Origin of the sequence: Flavobacterium johnsoniae UW101 (genome assembly GCF_000016645.1) — a bacterium.
Lineage (GTDB): Bacteria > Bacteroidota > Bacteroidia > Flavobacteriales > Flavobacteriaceae > Flavobacterium > Flavobacterium johnsoniae.
Genome location: NC_009441.1, coordinates 698729 through 717442, shown reverse-complemented (window position 1 = coordinate 717442; position 18714 = coordinate 698729). Strand labels below are relative to the sequence as shown.

The following is an 18714-nucleotide window of genomic DNA, read 5'->3' as shown; positions in this document are numbered from 1 at the left end:
AATATTGCATCCTCTAAACCGGTCCTATAGCTCAGCTGGTTAGAGCACCTGACTCATAATCAGGTGGTCCCTGGTTCGAGCCCAGGTGGGACCACTCATTTAGAAATAGAAAGCCTTTACAGCAATGTAGAGGCTTTTTTATTTCTAGGGGACGAATAATTACTCTAGTGGTTTGATTAAATTAAGAATAAAAAAACTCTATTAGAGGTTTGTTTCTTTAGAGTAGTTATTTAGCTTTTTAAGCTACTTTTAAGGATGTAAAGTAATTTTCTATATGATTCAATATTCCATCCGTATTTTCTTTTCTAATAGGTGTTCTTTCGAAAAATGATGATGAAAATAATTCTGCTGGTAAAATTCTCTTTAGATTATCTTTGTCAAGAAGCTCTTCAACACTTATCCCTTCATTGAATGCTATTTTTTTCAAATAATTAAAAAACTTGTCCTTAATATCACCCAAAGAATCTAAGGTTGAAAAATCCCAGTCACTAGTTTGTAGGTAGTGATTTTCTAAAAAACCGGTAAGGACTTTAATGCAAAATCCTACGCAAGTAGTTATGTCGTATTTTGCCCCTTTTAAATAGTAATCAGCATTACTGTCATAATATGATTCATCAAAAAGCCATCCATACATGGGAGTTGCTTCACTTGATAATTTTTCACAATGCCATAAAAAAGAACAAACTAATTCTTCATTAATTAAATCTAGTTTTTTGAAATATAAATTGTCTGGTATTGTATCTGTTAATTTTACAGCGCCATCAAAATGAAAGTATTTGAGTTCGTTTTCAAAACATATTAATAGACCTGAATGTTTGCATTCTCCTATATCGTCTATTTCAGTAGTGCATGCTACAAAATCTTCCTCTGTACTAATTTCTGAAATATTAAAAATCTTAGATAGAATAGTTTTGTGATTTAATAATTTTGCCATTTTACTATTTTCTAATTTTTTTATTTAACAATTGGTTTAAATTTTTTAAAGTATCAACAAAGATTTTGTTTTTTACAGAGTCGATATTTTTATCAATATTTTTTGACAGAACAAGTATTGTTTTCAAATAATTTGGATTAACTTCTTTATTGTTGAAAATTCTTAAAAATTTAGAAGCGTTTTCAAAATCTTTAATATTGTAAAAGCTTTCTAATTTTGAGCTAATTCTATGTAGAGGTTCTGTTCCTTTCAAGGTTGATATTTCTTTAAAGAATTTTTCAAAATCTATGAAATGTTGTTTTGCAGAATCGGTCATATAAAAATCACAAAATCTATATACCCTTTTTCCTTTTTTCTTTTTATCTACCCAGGCAGATATATAAATCTCCTGATATAAATAATTCACTTTTTGAGCTTCCTCTTCTGTACAATCAATTGTAATTATTCCAGCAGGTATTTGAAGATGAAAATTAGGATTAGTTCCTCCGTTCTGCAGTAATTTTCCTTTAATAAACTCAACTTCAAAATAATTTAGAGTTTTATCTTTTTCTCTTTTTTCTTTAAAGCTTTTATCAAAAAGATTTGTAATTTCTGTTCTTGAGTTATCTTTTAGATAGAATATTTTTGCGTCTTTTTTTTCGTGAATATTATTTCTAATAATATTTAGATTTTTTACGTAAAAATTATCTCGTGATGGTTTGTTGTTAACTACATCCTCAATTTTATTATATACAACTTTTAAGTTATCTGGAGTGCCGATTAACATTTCGCATGCACTACCACTTTTTACACCAATATTTAAGTCAATATTATTTATAGTTTTTTCATAACGAGCAATCTCAATTAGAGATTCTAAGATATTTTTTAATGACTCGGTAGCGCCAATAGGCATATTGTCTAAGTCAATATCTCTATTGTTGTTATCTTTTTTAAGAACAATTTCTATGCTATCCATTGCTTTTTTTTGTTTGTTATAAATACAAAATGCTGATAATTAGTGATTTTGCTGGTGTTTTTGTGCGAATTTACGTTTCAAATATACATTTAAACTTTTAATTGATTTTAAAAAGTTAATTAATTTTGATTTTTTTAATTATTGTTCTAAGCCTTATTATTTGTTTAATTTTATATAAATTAATATTTTGATGGTTTTTATGAATAAGAATAATAGTCTGTTGGATATATGAATAATATCTTACAAAAGAATGTTTTGCAGGATATTTTTTTATCTTTGAAAAACAGATCCGCAGGGCTTTATCTTTGAGCTTTTAGGGAATTAATACTATTATGGAACAGAAAATACATCAAGGAAGAAACGTAAAACGTTTTAGAGAAATGCTTAACATAAAGCAAGAGGCATTGGCTTATGATTTAGGAGAAGATTGGAATCAAAAGAAAATTTCTATGCTGGAGCAAAAAGATGTAATCGAAGATAATCTGCTTAAACAAATCTCTGCAGTTTTAAAGATTCCTGTTGAAGCTTTTCAGAATTTTGATGAAGAGCAGGCGGTAAATGTAATTGCAAATACATTTGGGAATAATGGTATTGGATATCAGAGAAATGATAATCCTGTTTTTAATCCTATAGAGGAAGTATTAAAAATGCACGAAGAGAAAATTGCTTTGTACGAACGTATGCTGAAAGAGAAAGATGAAATGATGGTAATGCTTCAAAATCTAATCAATAAATAATTTCAGGAATAATTATTCAAAATTTAGGCTCAGCTATTAAGCTGGGCTTTTTTTGATCTATTCTTTTTGTGTAGTATTATTCTTTAAAATATTTACTTTTATATTATTCTTTTAAAGATTGAGTAATAAATCAAATCATGAAATTAGATCAAAGAGATAACGGCTATTTCATTACTTCAAAAAAAACATTTGAAGGAAAACCTGTTGATGCCGCTTTTGTAAAACTAGCTTTTGATTTTGCGTATGAAATGGTTTATGGAGAAGGATTTCATAGAATTAAAAGATCGGGCGGGCAGTTAAATCGCACGCCGTTGGAGATTTTTCAAAATACTTTTCAGGGAAAATTGGCAGAAATTATATTGTATGAAATTTTAAAACTCCAGAATATTGAAGTTGAAGAGCCAGATTTCAGCATTCACGGAAAAGGAGTTTGGGATGAAACCGATTTAAAAGCAAACGGAAAATTTATTTGTGTAAAGTCGGCCGCTTTTTTCTCTAATCTTTTGCTTTTGGAAACCAAAGATTGGAATTCAGAAGGAATGTATATTCCGAATCATGATCTTTCGAAAACGGCTGTCTATGATTATTTTGTGTTGGCTAGAATTAAACCTGATATAAAATTTATTTTAAAAGATGTTCCTGAAAACAAAGAAAATTTATGGCAGGAAATTGAAAAAGCAGTTTGGTTTTATGATATTCCAGGTTGTTGTTCTGTAAAAACAATTCGGCACATAATTAAAAATCAATATGTTATTCCTAAAAATGCGTTATTGAACGGTAAAACTAAAATGGATGCTGAAAATTATTATATTCAATCTTGTAATTTGCATAATGTGGCTCGTTTATATTCGGGTTTAATGGAAAAATAGATTAAATTTATCATTCAAAGACAATTTAATCTTAACAAAAGATGGATAATTTAACTCCCGAACAACGGAGAAAAAATATGCAGGCGATAAAAAGTACGGCTACAAAAGATGAGGTTCGTTTGGCTAAAGCTTTGTGGAAATTAGGGTATCGTTATCGCAAAAACAATAAAAAAATATTCGGTAAACCAGATTTAACTTTTGCCAATTATAAAATTGCCATTTTTATTGACAGCGAATTTTTTCACGGAAAAGATTGGGAAACACAGCAGCTTCGAATTAAATCGAATCGCGACTATTGGATTCCGAAAATCGAACGAAATATGAAACGTGATATTGAAGTCAATGAACATTTACTTTCAAAGAATTGGAAAGTTTTACGGTTTTGGAGCAAAGAAATTCAAAAAGAATTAGAATCTTGCATCGAAAAAATTAGAGAAGAAATTGAACTTTCAAAATAAATAATGTTTCTACAAACTCAAACAAGTCAAAATATCGAAAATTACACAAGTGCTTTAAAGGCAATTGGTGCATTTTCGAATTTGTTTAGTTCTTCAGATAAACCTTTTATTCAATACCGAGTTGCTGAAAATGCTTTTTGTAAAGCTTTTGGCGCCGATAATCTGGCGCGTGTAGATGTTGCATACGATGCCATAATAAACGGCTGCGGGGTTGGTATTAAAACATTTGTATTATCCGGAAGTTCAAAAATTGAAAAGGTTGCAGAATTTAATTCAAGAAGTTCTGAGCTTAGAATGCTGAAAGGTTTGGATCTGGCAAATAAACTAGCCGATTTTAGAAATGAAAGAATCGAATTTGCAGACCGACTTTATAATACTCAAAACAGAGTCTATCACATTATTGGCCGTGATAAATTATTGATTAAGGTGTTTGAAACTTCTTATGATTTAATTGATAAGAATTCAATTGAAATTCTGGAAGAAACAAAAAGTTCGCTTAAGTTTAAAGACGCTTTAAACGAATATAATTTTAATTTTTCTAAAAGCGTTTTAATGAAACGCTTCATAATTCCTCAGGAATGTATTGAGATTAATGTTGAGATTTTAGAAGAACCAATTAACGTACTTTTAAATCTGGCACAGCCAATTTTAAACAAACAAACTGATGGTGCAAAAGTAAAGCTTCAAAATGCTATTGGTTTGTTGACACAAGAAGAACTGATTCCGTTTGTAGATTATGTTATTCTGCCTTTATATTCTCCCGAAGCCAAAAAGAAATTAAAAGAGCCAATTGTGCCCATAAAAAGCCAGTTGAATCAATGGAACGCAGGCGGAAGAAAAAGAGATCCGGGAGAAGTTTATATTTCGATACCTTCAAAAATAAGAAATAACGCTCCGGATTTTTTTCCAGAAAAAGACGTTATTTTTAATCTTAAAATCCCTAATGGTAAAGTTCTTTCGGCAAAAGTCTGCCAGGACGGAAGCAAAGCTTTAATGACAAATCCAAACAAAGCCATGGCCGACTGGATGCTTCGTGACGTTTTAATGCTCAACGAAAACGAAGTTCTGACTTATGACAAACTCAGAAAAATTGGTTACGACAGCGTAAAAATTACAAAATCGACAGAGCAAGACTATTTTATAGATTTTACCAAATTAGACGAATACGAATCTTTTGTAGAAAAAATATCAGAAGCTCAGGATGGACAGTTTAAGCTTTTTCTTTAGATTTTTTTGTCTTTTTCGATTCTACTTTTTCAAGTACTTTATAAATTTCAGATGCCAGTCTTTCAATTACAGGCATACTTACAGAGTTTCCAGCCTGTTTATACAAATGCGAATTTGAAATAGCAGGAAGTTTAAAATCATCAGGAAAACCCTGAAATCTAAAACATTCTCTTGGGGTTAGTTTTCTAAAACCAAAATCGGTTGTAATAAGCGGTACATTGTGGCCGCCGGTTCCCATATTGGCAGTAAGGGTAGGGCAGACGCTCGATTTGTTTTCACGAACATATTGTCGTCTAAACTGATAAATTCTATCCTTGTTTGTAATAGATTCTCTCAGCATATCATACATATATTTATCTTCGTGATAATAAAATTTCTCGTCGACTTTTTCTTTCGTAATTAAATCCTTGATCGATTTGGTTAAGTCTTCTTTTTCAGGGAAATGAAACTCGAATTTATCATCTTTGATATAATCTTTGTCAAAAGCAACAATGAAAATTCTTTCTCTGTTATGAGGAATGTTTCCAAAATCTTTGGTGTTCAAAACTGCGCTGTCAAAAGTATAACCGCGTTTTCTGATTTCGTTTTCGATAACTTTGATAGTGTTTCCTTTGTCGTGCCCTTTTAGGTTTTTTACATTTTCAAGAAAAATAACATTAGGGCGCATTTCGTCTACAAAATCCAAAATTTTAAAGAAATGATTTCCTCTGCTGTCCTCAAAACCTTTTCGATAGCCCGCAACCGAAAATGGCTGACAGGGAAATCCTGCAGTTAAAATGTTTATTTTTTTAAGCGAAGTAACGTCCAGAGCCATTACATCACCTTCAATAAGATTATGTTCAAAATTATTTTTGTAGGTTATACAGGCATTTTTGTCAAATTCATTTGCCCATTCTAGTTCAAACCCCGCTTTTTTAAAACCCAAACATATACCGCCTACACCAGCATACAAACTTCCAACTGTTTTCTTCATTTACTATTTGTCCTGATTTAATTAAAAGACCTTTTTAGGTTCTCTTATAATTATGCAAATATATTAATTCGGAAACACTTGATCAATGTGAGAATTTAAAAAGAAAAATAAGTCTGTTTTAAATGGAATTATTTACAGTTCTTTCTGACTTATTTGAGATTTTCTCTTTTTTGTTAAAAAAAATATTTTGTGAGATTTTTATTAAAGTTGGGAAACTAAAAAATAAATATTAATTTTATAATACTGTGAATTTTAGATACTAAACAGTAGTAATTCCCCGTTTAATAAGGTATTACGTGAAATTATGAATGAAAAAACAATTTGAGAAAATGTACTTTAAGAAGAATTAATCTAAGGCAAAAACTAAATTGAAGTACAATTCGTATGTTAAGAGTATAAGGTCTTTTTGTTTATAAAGTTGTTTTTTTCTAAAAATCATATATTTTTGCCATGGAATTTCTCTTTAAGAATATTTTTTGTGAGAAATTTTTGTAAAAAATATTTGCCAGTATTATAATAGTATTGATTATCAGCACCCCCAAATTTATGAAGATAGTAAGAATTATTTTTTTAGTATTTTTTTTAGTATTGAATGTTCCAAATGTTTTGGCTGACAATGAACCACCACCGCCTCCACCTGCAGCGGCAAAAGGTGCTGCTAGTACAGCTCTTGCTCCGCCAGCACCAGGGCTTCCAATAAATCAAGATCTGCCTTATTTAATTGCTGCCGGATTATTATTGGGTACAGCAGTTATATATCGAAATAAAATAAAAAAAGCTTCAATTTAATATTGAAGCTTTTTTTATGAAGTAAATTTTCTTTCTTATTTGTTTATCGAGTAAAGTCTCGAAATGTATTTTCCAACAACATCAAATTCTAAATTTATTTTTGTTCCAACTTTAAAATCTTTGAAGTTAGTATTCTCAAAAGTATAAGGTATTATCGAAACACTGAATTCGTTTGTTTGAGAATTTACAACTGTTAAACTTACCCCGTTAACAGTAATAGATCCTTTTTCGATAGTTATATTGTTGAGGTTTTTATCGTATTCAAAAGTATAATTCCAGCTGCCGTTAGCTTCTTCTATTTTTGTACATACGCCGGTTTGGTCAACATGTCCCTGGACAATATGTCCGTCGAGACGGTCGCCAAGTTTCATTCCTCTTTCCAGATTTACAATATCGTTTACTTTCCAGTCGCCAATATTGGTCTTTAAGATTGTTTCTTCGATTGCGGTAACGGTATAAAAAGAATCTTTTATAGCAACAACTGTAAGGCATATTCCATTATGCGATACACTTTGGTCAATTTTTAATTCGTTTGTAATTGATGAGTCAACTGTAACGTGTAAGTTGTTTTTATCTTTTTGTATTTCGTGAATCCTTCCAAGGGTTTCAATAATTCCTGTAAACATTGTGGTTTTATTTTACTAAATTTGCACATCAAAATTAGTAATAAATAAGCTGAGCTCATGAATAAAAAAGCAGAAAATATAATTGTTGGAATTTCAGTAGGAGATTTAAACGGTATTGGAAGCGAAGTTATACTAAAAACATTCGAAGATTCAAGAATGTTAGAATTGTGTACACCGGTTATTTTCGCAAATGCTAAAATACTTTCTTTTGTTAAAAAAAGTTTTACATCTACGGTTCAATTTCATGGTGTAGATAAATTAGATCAAATTATTCCGGGAAAAGTAAATGTTTATAACCTTTGGAAAGAAGGAGTAGATATTAATTTTGGAACTAATGATGAGAAAATTGGAGAATATGCGATAAAATCGTTTGTTGCGGCTACAAAGGCTTTAAAAGAAGATTTGATTGATGTTTTGGTTACGGCGCCAATTAATAAATACAATATTCAGTCAGAAGATTTTAAATTTCCCGGACATACAGATTATTTAGATCAGGAGTTAGAAGGAAATGCACTGATGATGATGGTTCAGGATAATCTAAGAGTTGGATTGTTGACAGATCATGTGCCGTTAAATCAAGTTTCTTCTCATTTAACAGAAGAATTAATAGTTAGAAAAATCGAAACTATTAAAAAATCTTTGATTCAGGATTTTAGTATCGTAAAACCAAAAATTGCAGTTTTAGGATTAAATCCGCATTGTGGAGACGGCGGTGTAATTGGAAAAGAAGACGATTTAGTTTTAAAGCCTGTTTTGAAAAAAATATTTGACAGTGGTACTTTGGTTTTCGGACCTTTTTCTGCAGATGGATTTTTTGGAAGCGGACAATATGAGAAATATGATGCTGTTGTGGCGACTTATCACGATCAGGGATTAATACCTTTTAAAACCTTGTCGTTTGGTAAAGGAGTCAACTATACAGCGGGATTAAATAGAGTAAGAACTTCGCCGGATCATGGTACAGGTTATGATATTGCCGGAAAAGACATGGCAGATTTCAACTCGTTTAAAGAAGCCGTTTATCTGGCATTGGATATTTTTCGCTCGCGTAATCAGTATGAGGAGATTAGCGAAAAACCTCTAAAAATAAAAGAAAAACAGTTATAAACAAAAAAAGGTCAATAAGATTATTAGATTTATAATAATTTTATATCTTTGCACCCCAATTCAGATATGTAGTTTTGTATTTGGATTGTACAAATTGATGTTGAAATGAGCAAATCAAAAGAATTTTTAATTCCTTTCGTAGGATTAAAGCTGGGAAAACACCATTTTGAATATCAAATAGATAACACGTTCTTTAAGGACTTTGAATACGATGAGTTTCAAAGTGCAGATATTAAAGTCGATTTGATTTTCGATAAGAAAAGCAATATGTTAGAGTTAGAATTCAAACACAAAGGAACTGTAAATGTACCTTGTGATCTAACAAGCGAAGATTTTGATCTTCCTTTAAAAGGGAAAATGAAATTAATTGTGCGCTTTGGAGATGAATTTAACGATGATAATGAAGAATTGTTGATTTTGCCGCATGGAGAACATGAATTAGATGTGTCACAATACATTTATGAAATGATTGCACTTTCAGTGCCCCAAAAAAGAATTCATCCGGGAGTTAAAGACGGTACATTACAAACCGAAGCTTTAAACAAACTAAATGAATTAAGCGTAAAAGAACAAAAGGAAGAGAGTAAACAAGAAGAAGATATTGACCCGCGTTGGGAAAAATTAAAGAAACTATTAACGGATAAATAATATAGTAAAATGGCACATCCTAAGAGAAAAACCTCGAAAACAAGAAGAGATAAGAGAAGAACACACTATAAAGCTACTGTAGCTCAAATCGCTACATGTCCTATTACAGGTGAAGCACATTTATACCACAGAGCTTACTGGCATGAAGGTAAAATGTACTACAGAGGGCAAGTTGTTATCGATAAATCTGAAGCGGTTGCTTAATACGTTTTTGTAAATTATACTAGAACTCTCACATAGTGAGAGTTTTTTTTGTTGGTTATAATTTTTGTTTTTTAAGAAAATACAGGCAAATTCGTTTTAATTTTTTTTGTAATTTTCGAGTCTTTTAAAAATTTTTCAAATACTAATATTTGAAAGGAAATAATAGAATATAATGAATACAATCACAGCCGCAATTACCGCTGTTGGAGGCTACGTTCCAGACTTTGTGCTTTCAAACAAAGTGTTGGAAACAATGGTAGATACCAATGACGAATGGATTACCACTCGTACAGGAATTAAAGAAAGAAGAATTCTTAAAGATGCTGATAAAGGTACATCTTACCTTGCCATACAAGCAGCACAGGATTTAATAGCAAAAGCTAATATTGATCCTCTTGAAATTGATATGGTTATTATGGCAACTGCAACACCAGATATGATGGTAGCTTCAACAGGAGTTTATGTTGCAACAGAAATTGGAGCTGTTAATGCATTTGCATACGATTTGCAGGCAGCTTGTTCAAGTTTCTTATACGGAATGTCTACTGCTGCGGCTTATGTACAATCTGGAAGATATAAAAAAGTTCTTTTAATTGGTGCCGATAAAATGTCATCAATTGTAGATTACACAGACAGAGCAACTTGTATTATTTTTGGTGATGGAGCAGGGGCAGTTTTGTTTGAGCCAAATTACGAAGGTCTTGGTCTGCAAGACGAATATTTAAGAAGTGATGGTGTAGGACGCGATTTTCTTAAAATACCAGCTGGAGGATCTTTAATTCCAGCTTCAGAAGATACTGTAAAAAACAGACAACACAATATTATGCAGGATGGTAAAACAGTTTTTAAATATGCTGTAACCAATATGGCTGATGCCAGCGAACTAATCTTGCAAAGAAACAATTTAACTAATCAGGATGTTGATTGGTTAGTGCCTCACCAGGCAAACAAACGCATCATCGATGCAACTGCAGGAAGACTAGAGTTAGAAGAGTCTAAAGTACTAGTTAATATCGAAAGATATGGTAATACAACTTCAGGAACATTACCTTTGGTATTAAGCGATTTTGAAAATCAATTCAAAAAAGGAGATAATATTATTTTAGCAGCATTTGGAGGTGGATTCACTTGGGGATCTATTTACCTAAAATGGGCTTACGATAAGAAATAAATTAAAACTAAAATCGAATCATTATGGATTTAAAAGAAATTCAAAACCTAATCAAATTTGTAGCAAATTCGGGCGTTGCAGAAGTGAAGTTAGAAATGGATGATGTAAAAATCACTATTAGAACAACTTTAGAAACAAATGTAACTGAAGCTACTTATGTTCAGCAATTACCTGCTCAGGCTGCATTGCCTCAAGCAACACCGCAAGTTACTGCTCCAGTAGTTGTAAACGTGCCGGCTGAAACTCAAGCTCCTGCTGCTGATAATTCTAAATATGTTACTATAAAATCTCCAATCATTGGAACATTCTATAGAAAACCATCTCCAGACAAACCAGTTTTCACTGAAGTTGGAAGCACTGTTGCTAAAGGAGATGTTCTTTGCGTAATTGAAGCAATGAAATTATTCAACGAAATTGAATCAGAAGTTTCAGGTAAAATTGTGAAAATTCTTGTTGACGATATGTCTCCAGTTGAATTTGATCAACCTTTATTCTTAGTAGATCCATCATAAATAAATTTAGATTTTAGATTTTAGATTTTAGATCGATCTGACAGAATTAATACATCAGGCATCTAAAATTATCTAATTATCAAATTGTCTAATTATCTAATTAAAATAAGATGTTTAAAAAAATATTAATTGCGAATAGAGGAGAAATTGCACTTCGTGTAATTCGTACGTGCAAGGAAATGGGAATCAAAACTGTTGCAGTTTATTCTACAGCAGATGCAGAAAGTCTGCACGTTAAATTTGCAGATGAAGCGGTTTGTATTGGTCCTCCTCCAAGTAACTTATCGTATTTAAAAATGTCAAACATTATTGCTGCTGCAGAAATTACAAATGCAGACGCAATACACCCAGGATACGGTTTCCTTTCTGAGAATGCTAAATTCTCGAAAATTTGTCAAGAGCACGGAATCAAATTTATTGGTGCCGCTCCTGAAATGATCGACAGAATGGGAGATAAAGCTTCTGCAAAAGCTACAATGAAAGCAGCAGGAGTTCCATGTGTGCCAGGTTCAGACGGATTATTAGAATCTTACGAACATGCACAAAAAACAGCAGCAGAAATTGGTTACCCGGTAATGATGAAAGCTACTGCTGGTGGTGGTGGAAAAGGAATGCGTGCTATCTGGAAAGAAGATGAGCTTTTAAAAGCTTGGGAAAGCGCACGTCAGGAAGCTGCTGCAGCATTTGGAAATGACGGAATGTACATGGAGAAACTTATTGAAGAACCACGTCATATCGAAATTCAGGTTGTTGGAGATTCTTATGGAAAAGCATGTCACCTTTCTGAAAGAGACTGCTCAGTACAACGTCGTCACCAAAAACTTACTGAAGAAACACCTTCGCCTTTCATGACAGATGACTTACGTACAAGAATGGGAGAAGCTGCTGTAAAAGCTGCTGAATTCATTAAATACGAAGGAGCTGGAACTGTAGAGTTTCTTGTTGACAAACATAGAAACTTCTATTTCATGGAAATGAATACACGTATTCAGGTTGAGCACCCTATTACTGAACAAGTAATTGATTACGATTTAATTCGTGAGCAGATTATGGTTGCTGCCGGAATTCCAATTTCTGGGAAAAACTACCTTCCAGAATTACACGCTATTGAATGTCGTATTAATGCCGAAGATCCTTATAATGATTTCCGTCCTTCACCAGGAAAAATTACTACGCTTCATATGCCGGGAGGTCATGGAGTTCGTTTAGATACTCACGTTTACTCAGGTTATAGTATTCCGCCAAATTACGATTCTATGATTGCTAAGTTAATTACAACTGCGCAGTCTCGTGAAGAAGCTATCAGCAAAATGCGAAGAGCTCTTGATGAGTTTGTAATTGAAGGTGTGAAAACTACAATACCTTTCCACAGACAATTAATGGATGATCCAAAATATATTGCAGGAGATTATACAACTGCATTTATGGATACTTTTAAAATGAATAGTCCAGAATAATTTAAAGGCCGTCAATATTGACGGCCTTTTTTGTTCTAAAATAAATTTTTTTGTCAATAAGCTTGTTTTGATTTTGATAAGTTTTATTGTTTTTTAATTGAAGTAAACACTAATTGTGTATACTTTTTACACACTGTTTTACCAGTTTACACACTTTTCTATATTTTTCATTTTTTGGCATAAAGCTCCAAATCCCTTTAATAACAAGGCTTTATGTAGGTTTTAGTAGTAATGTTTGGTTTTCGGCACAATAGTTTCTTTATCTAAAGTGTAAAACAAACTATTAACTATTAAAATATACACATTATGAAAAATTTATTTTTATCAGCCGCGATCGTTTTAGGAGGTTTGACATCATTTGCTTCTACAACTCCAATTACAAACTCTATTATAAAAGTTATTTCAGTTGCAGACGATTATACTGAAATTAAATTAGAAGAATTACCAGCACCAATTGTTGAAGCTTTGAAAAAAGCATATCCAGATGCTGTAATTACTAAAGCATACAAAAACGAGAAATCAGAGTATAAATTAGACGTAACAGTAGGAGACAAAGTAGGTAATCTATTCGCTAATGCTGACGGAACCTGGATTAAAAAATAATCCAAAAAAACTCTAAGAGTAAAAACTATTAAAACAATCTAACTTAGGTTCTTATGGAAATCCAGATTAAGAATACTAAAATTAAATTAACAATATTAAAATATCACTATCATGAAAAATTTATTTTTATCAGCCGCAATCGTTTTGGGAGGTTTAACATCATTTGCTTCAACTTCTCCAATTTCAAATACAATCGTAAAAGAAGTATCATTTCAAGATGATTATACAGAAGTAGCATTAACAGAAGTACCCGCAGCGGTAACAGATGCACTTAAAAAAGCATATCCAGATGCAGTTCTTAATAAAGCATACAAAAACAGTGCTTCTCAATATAAATTAGAAGTAACAGTTGGAGACAAAGTAGGTTCTCTTTATGCTAATGCAGATGGAACTTGGGTAAAAAAATAAAAAAACTAACCCTAAAAAACTATTATTATGAAAAAGCTAATATTATCGGCAGCAATCCTTTTAGGAGGGCTGTCAATGCAGGCAGAAAATACTGTTTTAACCACCACGACAGTAAATTCAGTAAACTATCAGGATGATTATAAAGAAGTCGACGCCGTTCCGGCGGCGATTAAAAAATCTCTGGACGATGCTTATCCGGGTGTAAAACTTGAAAAAGCATTTGTGAATTCAAATAAAGAATACAAGATTGAAATCACAGTAAGAGGAGAAAAATCGATTGTTTACACTGATGCAACAGGGAACATCCTTAAAAAATAATTATAAAAATTAAGCATTATGAAAAAATTAATCTTATCAGCAGCAATTATTTTGGGAGGTTTGTCTGTACAGGCAGCTGTTCCATCACAAGTGAATTCAATAATTGCATCAGTTAATATCCAGGACGGATATACTGAAGTTACTGCAGATGCTGTACCAGCAGCTGTAAAGTCAACAATTGAAAAATCATTTCCAGGTACAAAACTTGAAAAAGCGTACAAAAACGACAAGAATGAGTACAAACTTGAAATTTCAAGCGGAGATAAAAAGTATACTGTATTTACAGATGCTTCAGGAAATATCATTAAAAAATAATTAAACACAGAGCAATATGAAAAAGTTAGCCATCTCAGCAGCTATTATTTTAGGAAGTTTGTCAATTCCTGCATTAGCAGAAATAACTCCAAATAAAGTAAATACATCGATTTCTGTTCAAACAGAATATACTGAAGTTACTACAGATGCTGTACCGGCGGCTGTAAAAACTGCTCTGCAAACTGCTTATCCAAATGCAAAATTGGTAAAAGCGTATGTTAATGATAAAAAAGAATACAAATTAGAAATATCAGTTGGTGACCAAAAGGCTACTGTGTATTCAGATGTCAATGGCAACTGGTTGAAGATATAAATTAGGTGAAATTAGATTTATGTTTTTGGTGAAAAAGAGATTGCATCGTGCAATCTCTTTTTTTTTCGCATAATTTTAAGAAATTATAACTTTAATAGTATTATTTTAGCAAAAAAGTCCCTAAAAGCAAATGCCAAAGATATTAGTAATAGAAGATGATATTTCATTTTGTAAACTATTAGAGAAATTTCTAACAAAAAACAAATATGAGGTATCTGTCGCTTTTTCCGCTTCAGAAGCCAGAGCAATAATCAAAAATGAATCATTTGATTTGATTTTGACAGACTTGCGTCTGCCTGATTCTGACGGTATTGGACTTATGTCTGAATTCAAAAATGAATACCCCCAAGTTCCCGTTATATTGATGACTGGATATTCAGATGTTAATACGGCTGTAAAAGCAATAAAAAATGGTGCAGCAGATTATATTTCAAAACCATTTAATCCTGATGAAGTTTTACTGGTAATTACAAATGCTCTCCAGACTTCAAAGGAAGAGCAAGAAGAAATTGAAACTCCTGTAAAGCAAAAAAAAGCTGTAAAAAAGACCGCTTCAACTGAAAATGAATTTGTAAAAGGAATCTCAGTTGCTTCTAAAAAACTTTTAGATCATATTCAGCTGGTAAGTCCAACCGATATGTCAGTTTTAATTATCGGTGAAAGCGGTACCGGAAAAGAAATTATAGCCAAAAGTATTCATCAGCAAAGCCAGAGAAAAAACAATAATTTTATTGCGGTAGACTGCGGTGCGATTCCAAAAGAATTGGCAGCGAGTGAATTTTTTGGACATTTAAAAGGTTCTTTCACGGGTGCTATCAGCGATAAAATGGGATATTTTGAAGCTGCAAACGGAGGAACTCTTTTTCTTGATGAAATAGGAAACCTTTCTTATGAAAACCAAATTCAGTTATTGCGTGCGCTTCAGGAAAGAAAAATAAAACCTGTTGGAAGCAATAAAGAAATAAACGTCGATATACGCATTATTACTGCGACAAACGAAGATTTGCGCGAAGCAGTAAAAAACGGCGATTTTAGAGAAGATTTATACCATAGAATCAACGAATTCTCTATTCAGTCTCCATCATTAAAAGATCGTGACGAAGATTTAATGGTTTTTGCAGATTATTTCCTTGAAAAAGCCAATCAGCAGTTAAATAAAGATGTTATAGGTTTTTCACCGGAAGTAGTTTCTATTTTTCAAAACTACAGCTGGCCGGGAAATTTACGTGAACTTCAAAACTGTGTTAAACGATCTACGCTTTTAACTCAGGGCGATTTTATAGAAAGTGATGTTCTGCCAATCGAATTTTTTCAGGCAGAGAAACAAAAGCCAGGTTTTAGCAGTACTAGTTTTTCATTGTCAGACAATGAAAAAGAAGCCATTATTCAGGCGCTTAACAGAACTCAAAACAACAAATCTGAAGCTGCAAAACTTTTAAAAATTACCAGAAAAACACTTTACAATAAATTAAAGCAATACAATATCGATTAAACTATTTCCTGTTCTAAAGCAGTAAATAGTTTAGTTGTTTTTGCTTTTAAAGCAGCATAAATATCCCTTAAATCTGAAATTTCCAGATTATTCTGCTCTAATGTTTTTAATATTGTCCCAATATCTCGGGCTTCTATCTGTTTGAACATTGGCGCAATTCGGTGTGCTATAGAATTTATTTCGGGAATATTTTCTTCATTAACCGCTTTTTCAAGTAAATCTAAATTTTCGTTACTGCTTATTATAAAAGCTTTTAAAACATCATTCAAAGCATCATTATCATTACCCAAAAAATCTTTTAGAGTTTCTAACGAATACAATTGAGGCGAAGTAACCTCTGCGGGATCATTTATTTCAACTTCAGGAAGCGTTTCATTATCTAAAATATTCTGAATGGTTTCTAATAGTATTCTTGGAGAATAAGGTTTTTTAATTACCGTTGTAAAACCAGCTCTGGTGTAAATAGCAGAATCGAGATCAGTTCTTCCGGTTAAAGCAATTACCGGCTGATTTTTATATATACCGTTTGACGAATTGCGAAGTTTTTCCAAAAACATAAAACCATCAATTTCCGGCATTTGAATATCGGTAATCACAAAATCGAATTTAGTATTCTGAATTGCTTCCAGAGCTTTTCCGGCGCTGGTAAAAGAAAATACTTCGTGGTTTTCCTGTCTTAAAACACCGCTTGTTAAATTGAGCAGATTAATATCATCATCAATAACAATGAAAGTTTGTTTTTTTGTATTTCGATTAATGTTTCGCTTGATTTCTTCAACCGTAATTTCGTTGTGATCAAATACCAAAGGAACTTTAATTTCAAATGTACTGCCTTTGCCAAAAGTACTTTCCAGACTAATTCTTCCGCCCATAAATGAAATTATCTTTTGGCAGATAGAAAGGCCTAAACCAGTTCCGCCATATTTCTTTTCGATATTTTCATTCGCTTGGGCAAACTCTTCAAAAACGAGTTTTAGATTGCCTTTCTCAATTCCAATTCCGGTATCTTCAATTGTAATAACAAAAAAGTTTTCGTTTTCACTAACATACGAACTGATTTTGATATGACCTTCTTCGGTAAATTTATAAGCATTCCCAATAATATTGCTCAAAATCTGTTTCAGTCGAAACGGATCGCCTACAACTCTCGTGTTCAGTTTTTCATCTACATTAATAATCAAATCAATGTTTTTTTGTTTGTAAACTGTCTGGATATTTCGGGCTGTATCTTCAATAATTTCAGGGAGAAAAAATGGAACTTTCTCAATAGTGATTTTTCCGGCTTCAATTCTCGAAAAGTCTAATAAATCCTGAACCAGCTGTGTAATGTATTCAGATGAATTTTTGATGTTTTTAATAAAATACGACTGTTTCGTATTAATATCAGAATTACCCAAAAGTTCAGAATAGCCCACAATAGTACTCAAAGGCGTTTTCAAATCATGACTTACCGTCGAGATTAATTGTTCACGGCTTTTTAATAAATTCTTGGTTTTGAAATTCGCAATCTCAAGCTGTTTTTTATACACCTGCGATTTTGAATAATCGCTTACAATTAAAACAGAAAAAAACAGAGTCAAAATTAAACCTGCAATTGCCGAAGCCGTCACAATTTCGTTGACTTTTTTAAGTGATTTTTCTTTTAAGGAATTGTTTTTTATTGAGTTGATTATAATTTCTCGTTCTATAATACGAAGCACTTTTCGAAGCTGGTCTGAAATTGCAATTTCATTTTTCAACAATTTATTTTCTTCAAAATTCAGCGTTTCCTTTTTCTTTTCTGCTTTCATTTTTACGTTGCTGAGCAGTTTTTTAGAATTGGCCAAAATAGAATCCGATGCTTTTTTACTCAATGTGTTAGTGCTGTCGTCGGGAATATTTTGATTTAAATAATCCACATATTTCTGCAGTACATTTCGCTGATAACTTCCTAACTCATTTGGATTTTTGGTAAAATCCTGAAGTTCCAGTTTTCGAAGGTTAAACTCCATTTTTGTAATCTCATCAATAGCATTATTGACAGAGACTTCATCTTCGGCTTTGTTTTTTATGGTTTTTAACTGCCTGATGTTTTCTGTTTTTTCAGACAATAAATACGTTACACTATCCAAAAGTGTTTTTTGATATTCTGTGGTAACGATTTGTTTTAGAGTGTCAATTCTGGCTTTTAAAGAATCGGTTTCGATAAGGTAGCTTTTAAAATCTTTTTCAGAATTAGTCTGAATGGTTTGTCTGGCTAAACTTTCTGTTTTGTAAACATTCGAAAACAATTTACTTACACGCAGGATTTTGGTTTTTTCCTGAGCAATTTTATCTTCCAGTTTTTTATAAACTACATTTTCAGAATATAAAAACCACCCTACAGTTACAACCAAAGCAAGTAATGCAACATAGCTGAATAGAACTTTGAGTGCTGTGTAACTTTTTTTGCTCTCCATAATATTTATTGGGGTTGGGGAAGTTTTTTAATATTTGAATTCCTTGCAATTTATCTAAAATTTCAATTTAAGAAAAGGAAATATAAACCAAATATTTATATAATTCCAATGTTCTAAAAATAAAATAACCGCAGATTATATAACTAATACTGCGGTTAAG

General features: G+C 32.0%; 22 protein-coding genes and 1 tRNA gene. 18 read left to right on the top strand and 5 right to left on the bottom strand.

The genetic code is table 11. The features are described from left to right. Positions 1 to 20 precede the first annotated feature (20 nt). Positions 21 to 94 (top strand) — tRNA-Ile (locus tag FJOH_RS03455). Between the two features lie 144 nt (positions 95 to 238). Here the strand turns inward: FJOH_RS03455 and FJOH_RS03450 are convergent. Both FJOH_RS03450 and FJOH_RS03445 read right to left on the bottom strand, forming a co-directional pair. After that, a complete protein-coding gene (locus tag FJOH_RS03450; protein WP_012022747.1) occupies positions 239 to 934 on the bottom strand; it encodes a hypothetical protein in 696 nt (231 codons plus the stop codon). A gap of 4 nt (positions 935 to 938) precedes the next feature. Beyond that, positions 939 to 1889, bottom strand: a complete 951-nt coding sequence (locus FJOH_RS03445; RefSeq protein ID WP_012022746.1) for a hypothetical protein — start codon at positions 1887 to 1889, stop codon at positions 939 to 941. 332 nt (positions 1890 to 2221) lie between these two features. Between FJOH_RS03445 and FJOH_RS03440 the strand changes: the two genes are divergently transcribed. The 4 genes from FJOH_RS03440 to FJOH_RS03425 all read left to right on the top strand — a co-directional run bounded on the left by FJOH_RS03440 (position 2222) and on the right by FJOH_RS03425 (position 5180). Beyond that, positions 2222 to 2626, top strand: coding sequence for a helix-turn-helix domain-containing protein (locus FJOH_RS03440; protein WP_012022745.1), 405 nt, complete (start codon positions 2222 to 2224; stop codon positions 2624 to 2626). A 137-nt stretch (positions 2627 to 2763) separates the two neighbouring features. Continuing rightward, positions 2764 to 3495 carry a hypothetical protein gene (locus FJOH_RS03435; protein ID WP_012022744.1) on the top strand — a complete coding sequence of 244 codons (732 nt, stop codon included), beginning with the start codon at positions 2764 to 2766 and terminating at the stop codon, positions 3493 to 3495. Positions 3496 to 3536: 41 nt separating this feature from the next. Next, a complete protein-coding gene (locus FJOH_RS03430) occupies positions 3537 to 3953 on the top strand; it encodes a very short patch repair endonuclease (RefSeq protein ID WP_044047453.1) in 417 nt (138 codons plus the stop codon). Between the two features lie 3 nt (positions 3954 to 3956). Beyond that, complete coding sequence (locus tag FJOH_RS03425) at positions 3957 to 5180, top strand: phospholipase D-like domain-containing protein (protein ID WP_012022742.1); 1224 nt, start codon at positions 3957 to 3959, stop codon at positions 5178 to 5180. Here FJOH_RS03425 and dcm read toward each other — a convergent pair. Next, a complete protein-coding gene (gene dcm, locus FJOH_RS03420) occupies positions 5164 to 6153 on the bottom strand; it encodes a DNA (cytosine-5-)-methyltransferase (protein ID WP_012022741.1) in 990 nt (329 codons plus the stop codon). The two genes, FJOH_RS03425 and dcm, sit on opposite strands and share 17 nt — an antisense overlap. 546 nt (positions 6154 to 6699) lie before the next feature. Here dcm and FJOH_RS03415 point away from each other — a divergent pair. Beyond that, positions 6700 to 6942, top strand: a complete 243-nt coding sequence (locus tag FJOH_RS03415; protein ID WP_044047451.1) for a hypothetical protein — start codon at positions 6700 to 6702, stop codon at positions 6940 to 6942. Positions 6943 to 6977: 35 nt separating this feature from the next. Here FJOH_RS03415 and FJOH_RS03410 read toward each other — a convergent pair whose 3' ends face one another. Then, positions 6978 to 7568, bottom strand: a complete 591-nt coding sequence (locus tag FJOH_RS03410) for a riboflavin synthase (protein WP_012022739.1) — start codon at positions 7566 to 7568, stop codon at positions 6978 to 6980. A 57-nt stretch (positions 7569 to 7625) separates the two neighbouring features. On the opposite strand from FJOH_RS03410, the gene pdxA reads away from it, so the two are divergent. The 12 genes from pdxA to FJOH_RS03350 all read left to right on the top strand — a co-directional run bounded on the left by pdxA (position 7626) and on the right by FJOH_RS03350 (position 16116). Continuing rightward, positions 7626 to 8675, top strand: coding sequence for a 4-hydroxythreonine-4-phosphate dehydrogenase PdxA (gene pdxA, locus FJOH_RS03405; RefSeq protein WP_012022738.1), 1050 nt, complete (start codon positions 7626 to 7628; stop codon positions 8673 to 8675). 105 nt (positions 8676 to 8780) lie between these two features. Continuing rightward, entirely contained in the window at positions 8781 to 9323 is a 543-nt protein-coding gene (locus tag FJOH_RS03400) for a YceD family protein (RefSeq protein ID WP_012022737.1), read from the top strand. A 9-nt stretch (positions 9324 to 9332) separates the two neighbouring features. Next, on the top strand, positions 9333 to 9527 hold the full coding sequence (gene rpmF / locus FJOH_RS03395; protein ID WP_008465217.1) for a 50S ribosomal protein L32: 195 nt from the start codon (positions 9333 to 9335) through the stop codon (positions 9525 to 9527). A 172-nt stretch (positions 9528 to 9699) separates the two neighbouring features. After that, positions 9700 to 10698 (top strand): beta-ketoacyl-ACP synthase III, encoded by a 999-nt coding sequence (locus FJOH_RS03390; protein WP_012022736.1) that lies wholly within the window; start codon positions 9700 to 9702, stop codon positions 10696 to 10698. Between the two features lie 23 nt (positions 10699 to 10721). Then, on the top strand, positions 10722 to 11210 hold the full coding sequence (accB, locus tag FJOH_RS03385; protein WP_012022735.1) for an acetyl-CoA carboxylase biotin carboxyl carrier protein: 489 nt from the start codon (positions 10722 to 10724) through the stop codon (positions 11208 to 11210). A gap of 110 nt (positions 11211 to 11320) precedes the next feature. Further along, complete coding sequence (gene accC / locus FJOH_RS03380) at positions 11321 to 12667, top strand: acetyl-CoA carboxylase biotin carboxylase subunit (RefSeq protein WP_012022734.1); 1347 nt, start codon at positions 11321 to 11323, stop codon at positions 12665 to 12667. A gap of 306 nt (positions 12668 to 12973) precedes the next feature. Beyond that, the gene (locus tag FJOH_RS03375) at positions 12974 to 13270 is read left to right on the top strand and encodes a hypothetical protein (protein ID WP_012022733.1); all 297 of its coding nucleotides are present in this window, start codon (positions 12974 to 12976) and stop codon (positions 13268 to 13270) included. Between the two features lie 111 nt (positions 13271 to 13381). Continuing rightward, positions 13382 to 13678: a hypothetical protein gene (locus FJOH_RS03370; protein WP_012022732.1), complete on the top strand. Its 297-nt coding sequence runs from the start codon at positions 13382 to 13384 to the stop codon at positions 13676 to 13678. A 27-nt stretch (positions 13679 to 13705) separates the two neighbouring features. Next, the gene (locus tag FJOH_RS03365) at positions 13706 to 13996 is read left to right on the top strand and encodes a hypothetical protein (protein ID WP_012022731.1); all 291 of its coding nucleotides are present in this window, start codon (positions 13706 to 13708) and stop codon (positions 13994 to 13996) included. Between the two features lie 18 nt (positions 13997 to 14014). Beyond that, a complete protein-coding gene (locus FJOH_RS03360) occupies positions 14015 to 14311 on the top strand; it encodes a PepSY-like domain-containing protein (RefSeq protein ID WP_012022730.1) in 297 nt (98 codons plus the stop codon). Positions 14312 to 14327: 16 nt separating this feature from the next. Beyond that, positions 14328 to 14624, top strand: coding sequence for a hypothetical protein (locus FJOH_RS03355; protein ID WP_012022729.1), 297 nt, complete (start codon positions 14328 to 14330; stop codon positions 14622 to 14624). Positions 14625 to 14754: 130 nt separating this feature from the next. Continuing rightward, positions 14755 to 16116: a sigma-54-dependent transcriptional regulator gene (locus FJOH_RS03350; RefSeq protein ID WP_012022728.1), complete on the top strand. Its 1362-nt coding sequence runs from the start codon at positions 14755 to 14757 to the stop codon at positions 16114 to 16116. On the opposite strand, the gene FJOH_RS03345 is transcribed toward FJOH_RS03350, so the two are convergent. Next, positions 16113 to 18554, bottom strand: a complete 2442-nt coding sequence (locus FJOH_RS03345) for an ATP-binding response regulator (protein WP_012022727.1) — start codon at positions 18552 to 18554, stop codon at positions 16113 to 16115. The two genes, FJOH_RS03350 and FJOH_RS03345, sit on opposite strands and share 4 nt — an antisense overlap. Between the last annotated feature and the right edge of the window lie 160 nt (positions 18555 to 18714).

Excerpts from the sequence above, each read along its gene's own strand:
- pdxA (WP_012022738.1), top strand. The coding sequence starts at position 7,626 with ATGAATAAAAAAGCAGAAAATATAATTGTTGGAATTTCAGTAGGAGAT.
- FJOH_RS03360 (WP_012022730.1), top strand. The coding sequence starts at position 14,015 with ATGAAAAAATTAATCTTATCAGCAGCAATTATTTTGGGAGGTTTGTCT.
- FJOH_RS03390 (WP_012022736.1), top strand. The coding sequence starts at position 9,700 with ATGAATACAATCACAGCCGCAATTACCGCTGTTGGAGGCTACGTTCCA.
- FJOH_RS03350 (WP_012022728.1), top strand. The coding sequence starts at position 14,755 with ATGCCAAAGATATTAGTAATAGAAGATGATATTTCATTTTGTAAACTA.
- FJOH_RS03410 (WP_012022739.1), bottom strand. The coding sequence starts at position 7,568 with ATGTTTACAGGAATTATTGAAACCCTTGGAAGGATTCACGAAATACAA.
- FJOH_RS03370 (WP_012022732.1), top strand. The coding sequence starts at position 13,382 with ATGAAAAATTTATTTTTATCAGCCGCAATCGTTTTGGGAGGTTTAACA.
- FJOH_RS03450 (WP_012022747.1), bottom strand. The coding sequence starts at position 934 with ATGGCAAAATTATTAAATCACAAAACTATTCTATCTAAGATTTTTAAT.
- FJOH_RS03435 (WP_012022744.1), top strand. The coding sequence starts at position 2,764 with ATGAAATTAGATCAAAGAGATAACGGCTATTTCATTACTTCAAAAAAA.
- FJOH_RS03365 (WP_012022731.1), top strand. The coding sequence starts at position 13,706 with ATGAAAAAGCTAATATTATCGGCAGCAATCCTTTTAGGAGGGCTGTCA.
- rpmF (WP_008465217.1), top strand. The coding sequence starts at position 9,333 with ATGGCACATCCTAAGAGAAAAACCTCGAAAACAAGAAGAGATAAGAGA.
- FJOH_RS03355 (WP_012022729.1), top strand. The coding sequence starts at position 14,328 with ATGAAAAAGTTAGCCATCTCAGCAGCTATTATTTTAGGAAGTTTGTCA.
- dcm (WP_012022741.1), bottom strand. The coding sequence starts at position 6,153 with ATGAAGAAAACAGTTGGAAGTTTGTATGCTGGTGTAGGCGGTATATGT.
- FJOH_RS03400 (WP_012022737.1), top strand. The coding sequence starts at position 8,781 with ATGAGCAAATCAAAAGAATTTTTAATTCCTTTCGTAGGATTAAAGCTG.
- accC (WP_012022734.1), top strand. The coding sequence starts at position 11,321 with ATGTTTAAAAAAATATTAATTGCGAATAGAGGAGAAATTGCACTTCGT.
- accB (WP_012022735.1), top strand. The coding sequence starts at position 10,722 with ATGGATTTAAAAGAAATTCAAAACCTAATCAAATTTGTAGCAAATTCG.
- FJOH_RS03445 (WP_012022746.1), bottom strand. The coding sequence starts at position 1,889 with ATGGATAGCATAGAAATTGTTCTTAAAAAAGATAACAACAATAGAGAT.
- FJOH_RS03430 (WP_044047453.1), top strand. The coding sequence starts at position 3,537 with ATGGATAATTTAACTCCCGAACAACGGAGAAAAAATATGCAGGCGATA.
- FJOH_RS03425 (WP_012022742.1), top strand. The coding sequence starts at position 3,957 with ATGTTTCTACAAACTCAAACAAGTCAAAATATCGAAAATTACACAAGT.
- FJOH_RS03415 (WP_044047451.1), top strand. The coding sequence starts at position 6,700 with ATGAAGATAGTAAGAATTATTTTTTTAGTATTTTTTTTAGTATTGAAT.
- FJOH_RS03375 (WP_012022733.1), top strand. The coding sequence starts at position 12,974 with ATGAAAAATTTATTTTTATCAGCCGCGATCGTTTTAGGAGGTTTGACA.
- FJOH_RS03440 (WP_012022745.1), top strand. The coding sequence starts at position 2,222 with ATGGAACAGAAAATACATCAAGGAAGAAACGTAAAACGTTTTAGAGAA.
- FJOH_RS03345 (WP_012022727.1), bottom strand. The coding sequence starts at position 18,554 with ATGGAGAGCAAAAAAAGTTACACAGCACTCAAAGTTCTATTCAGCTAT.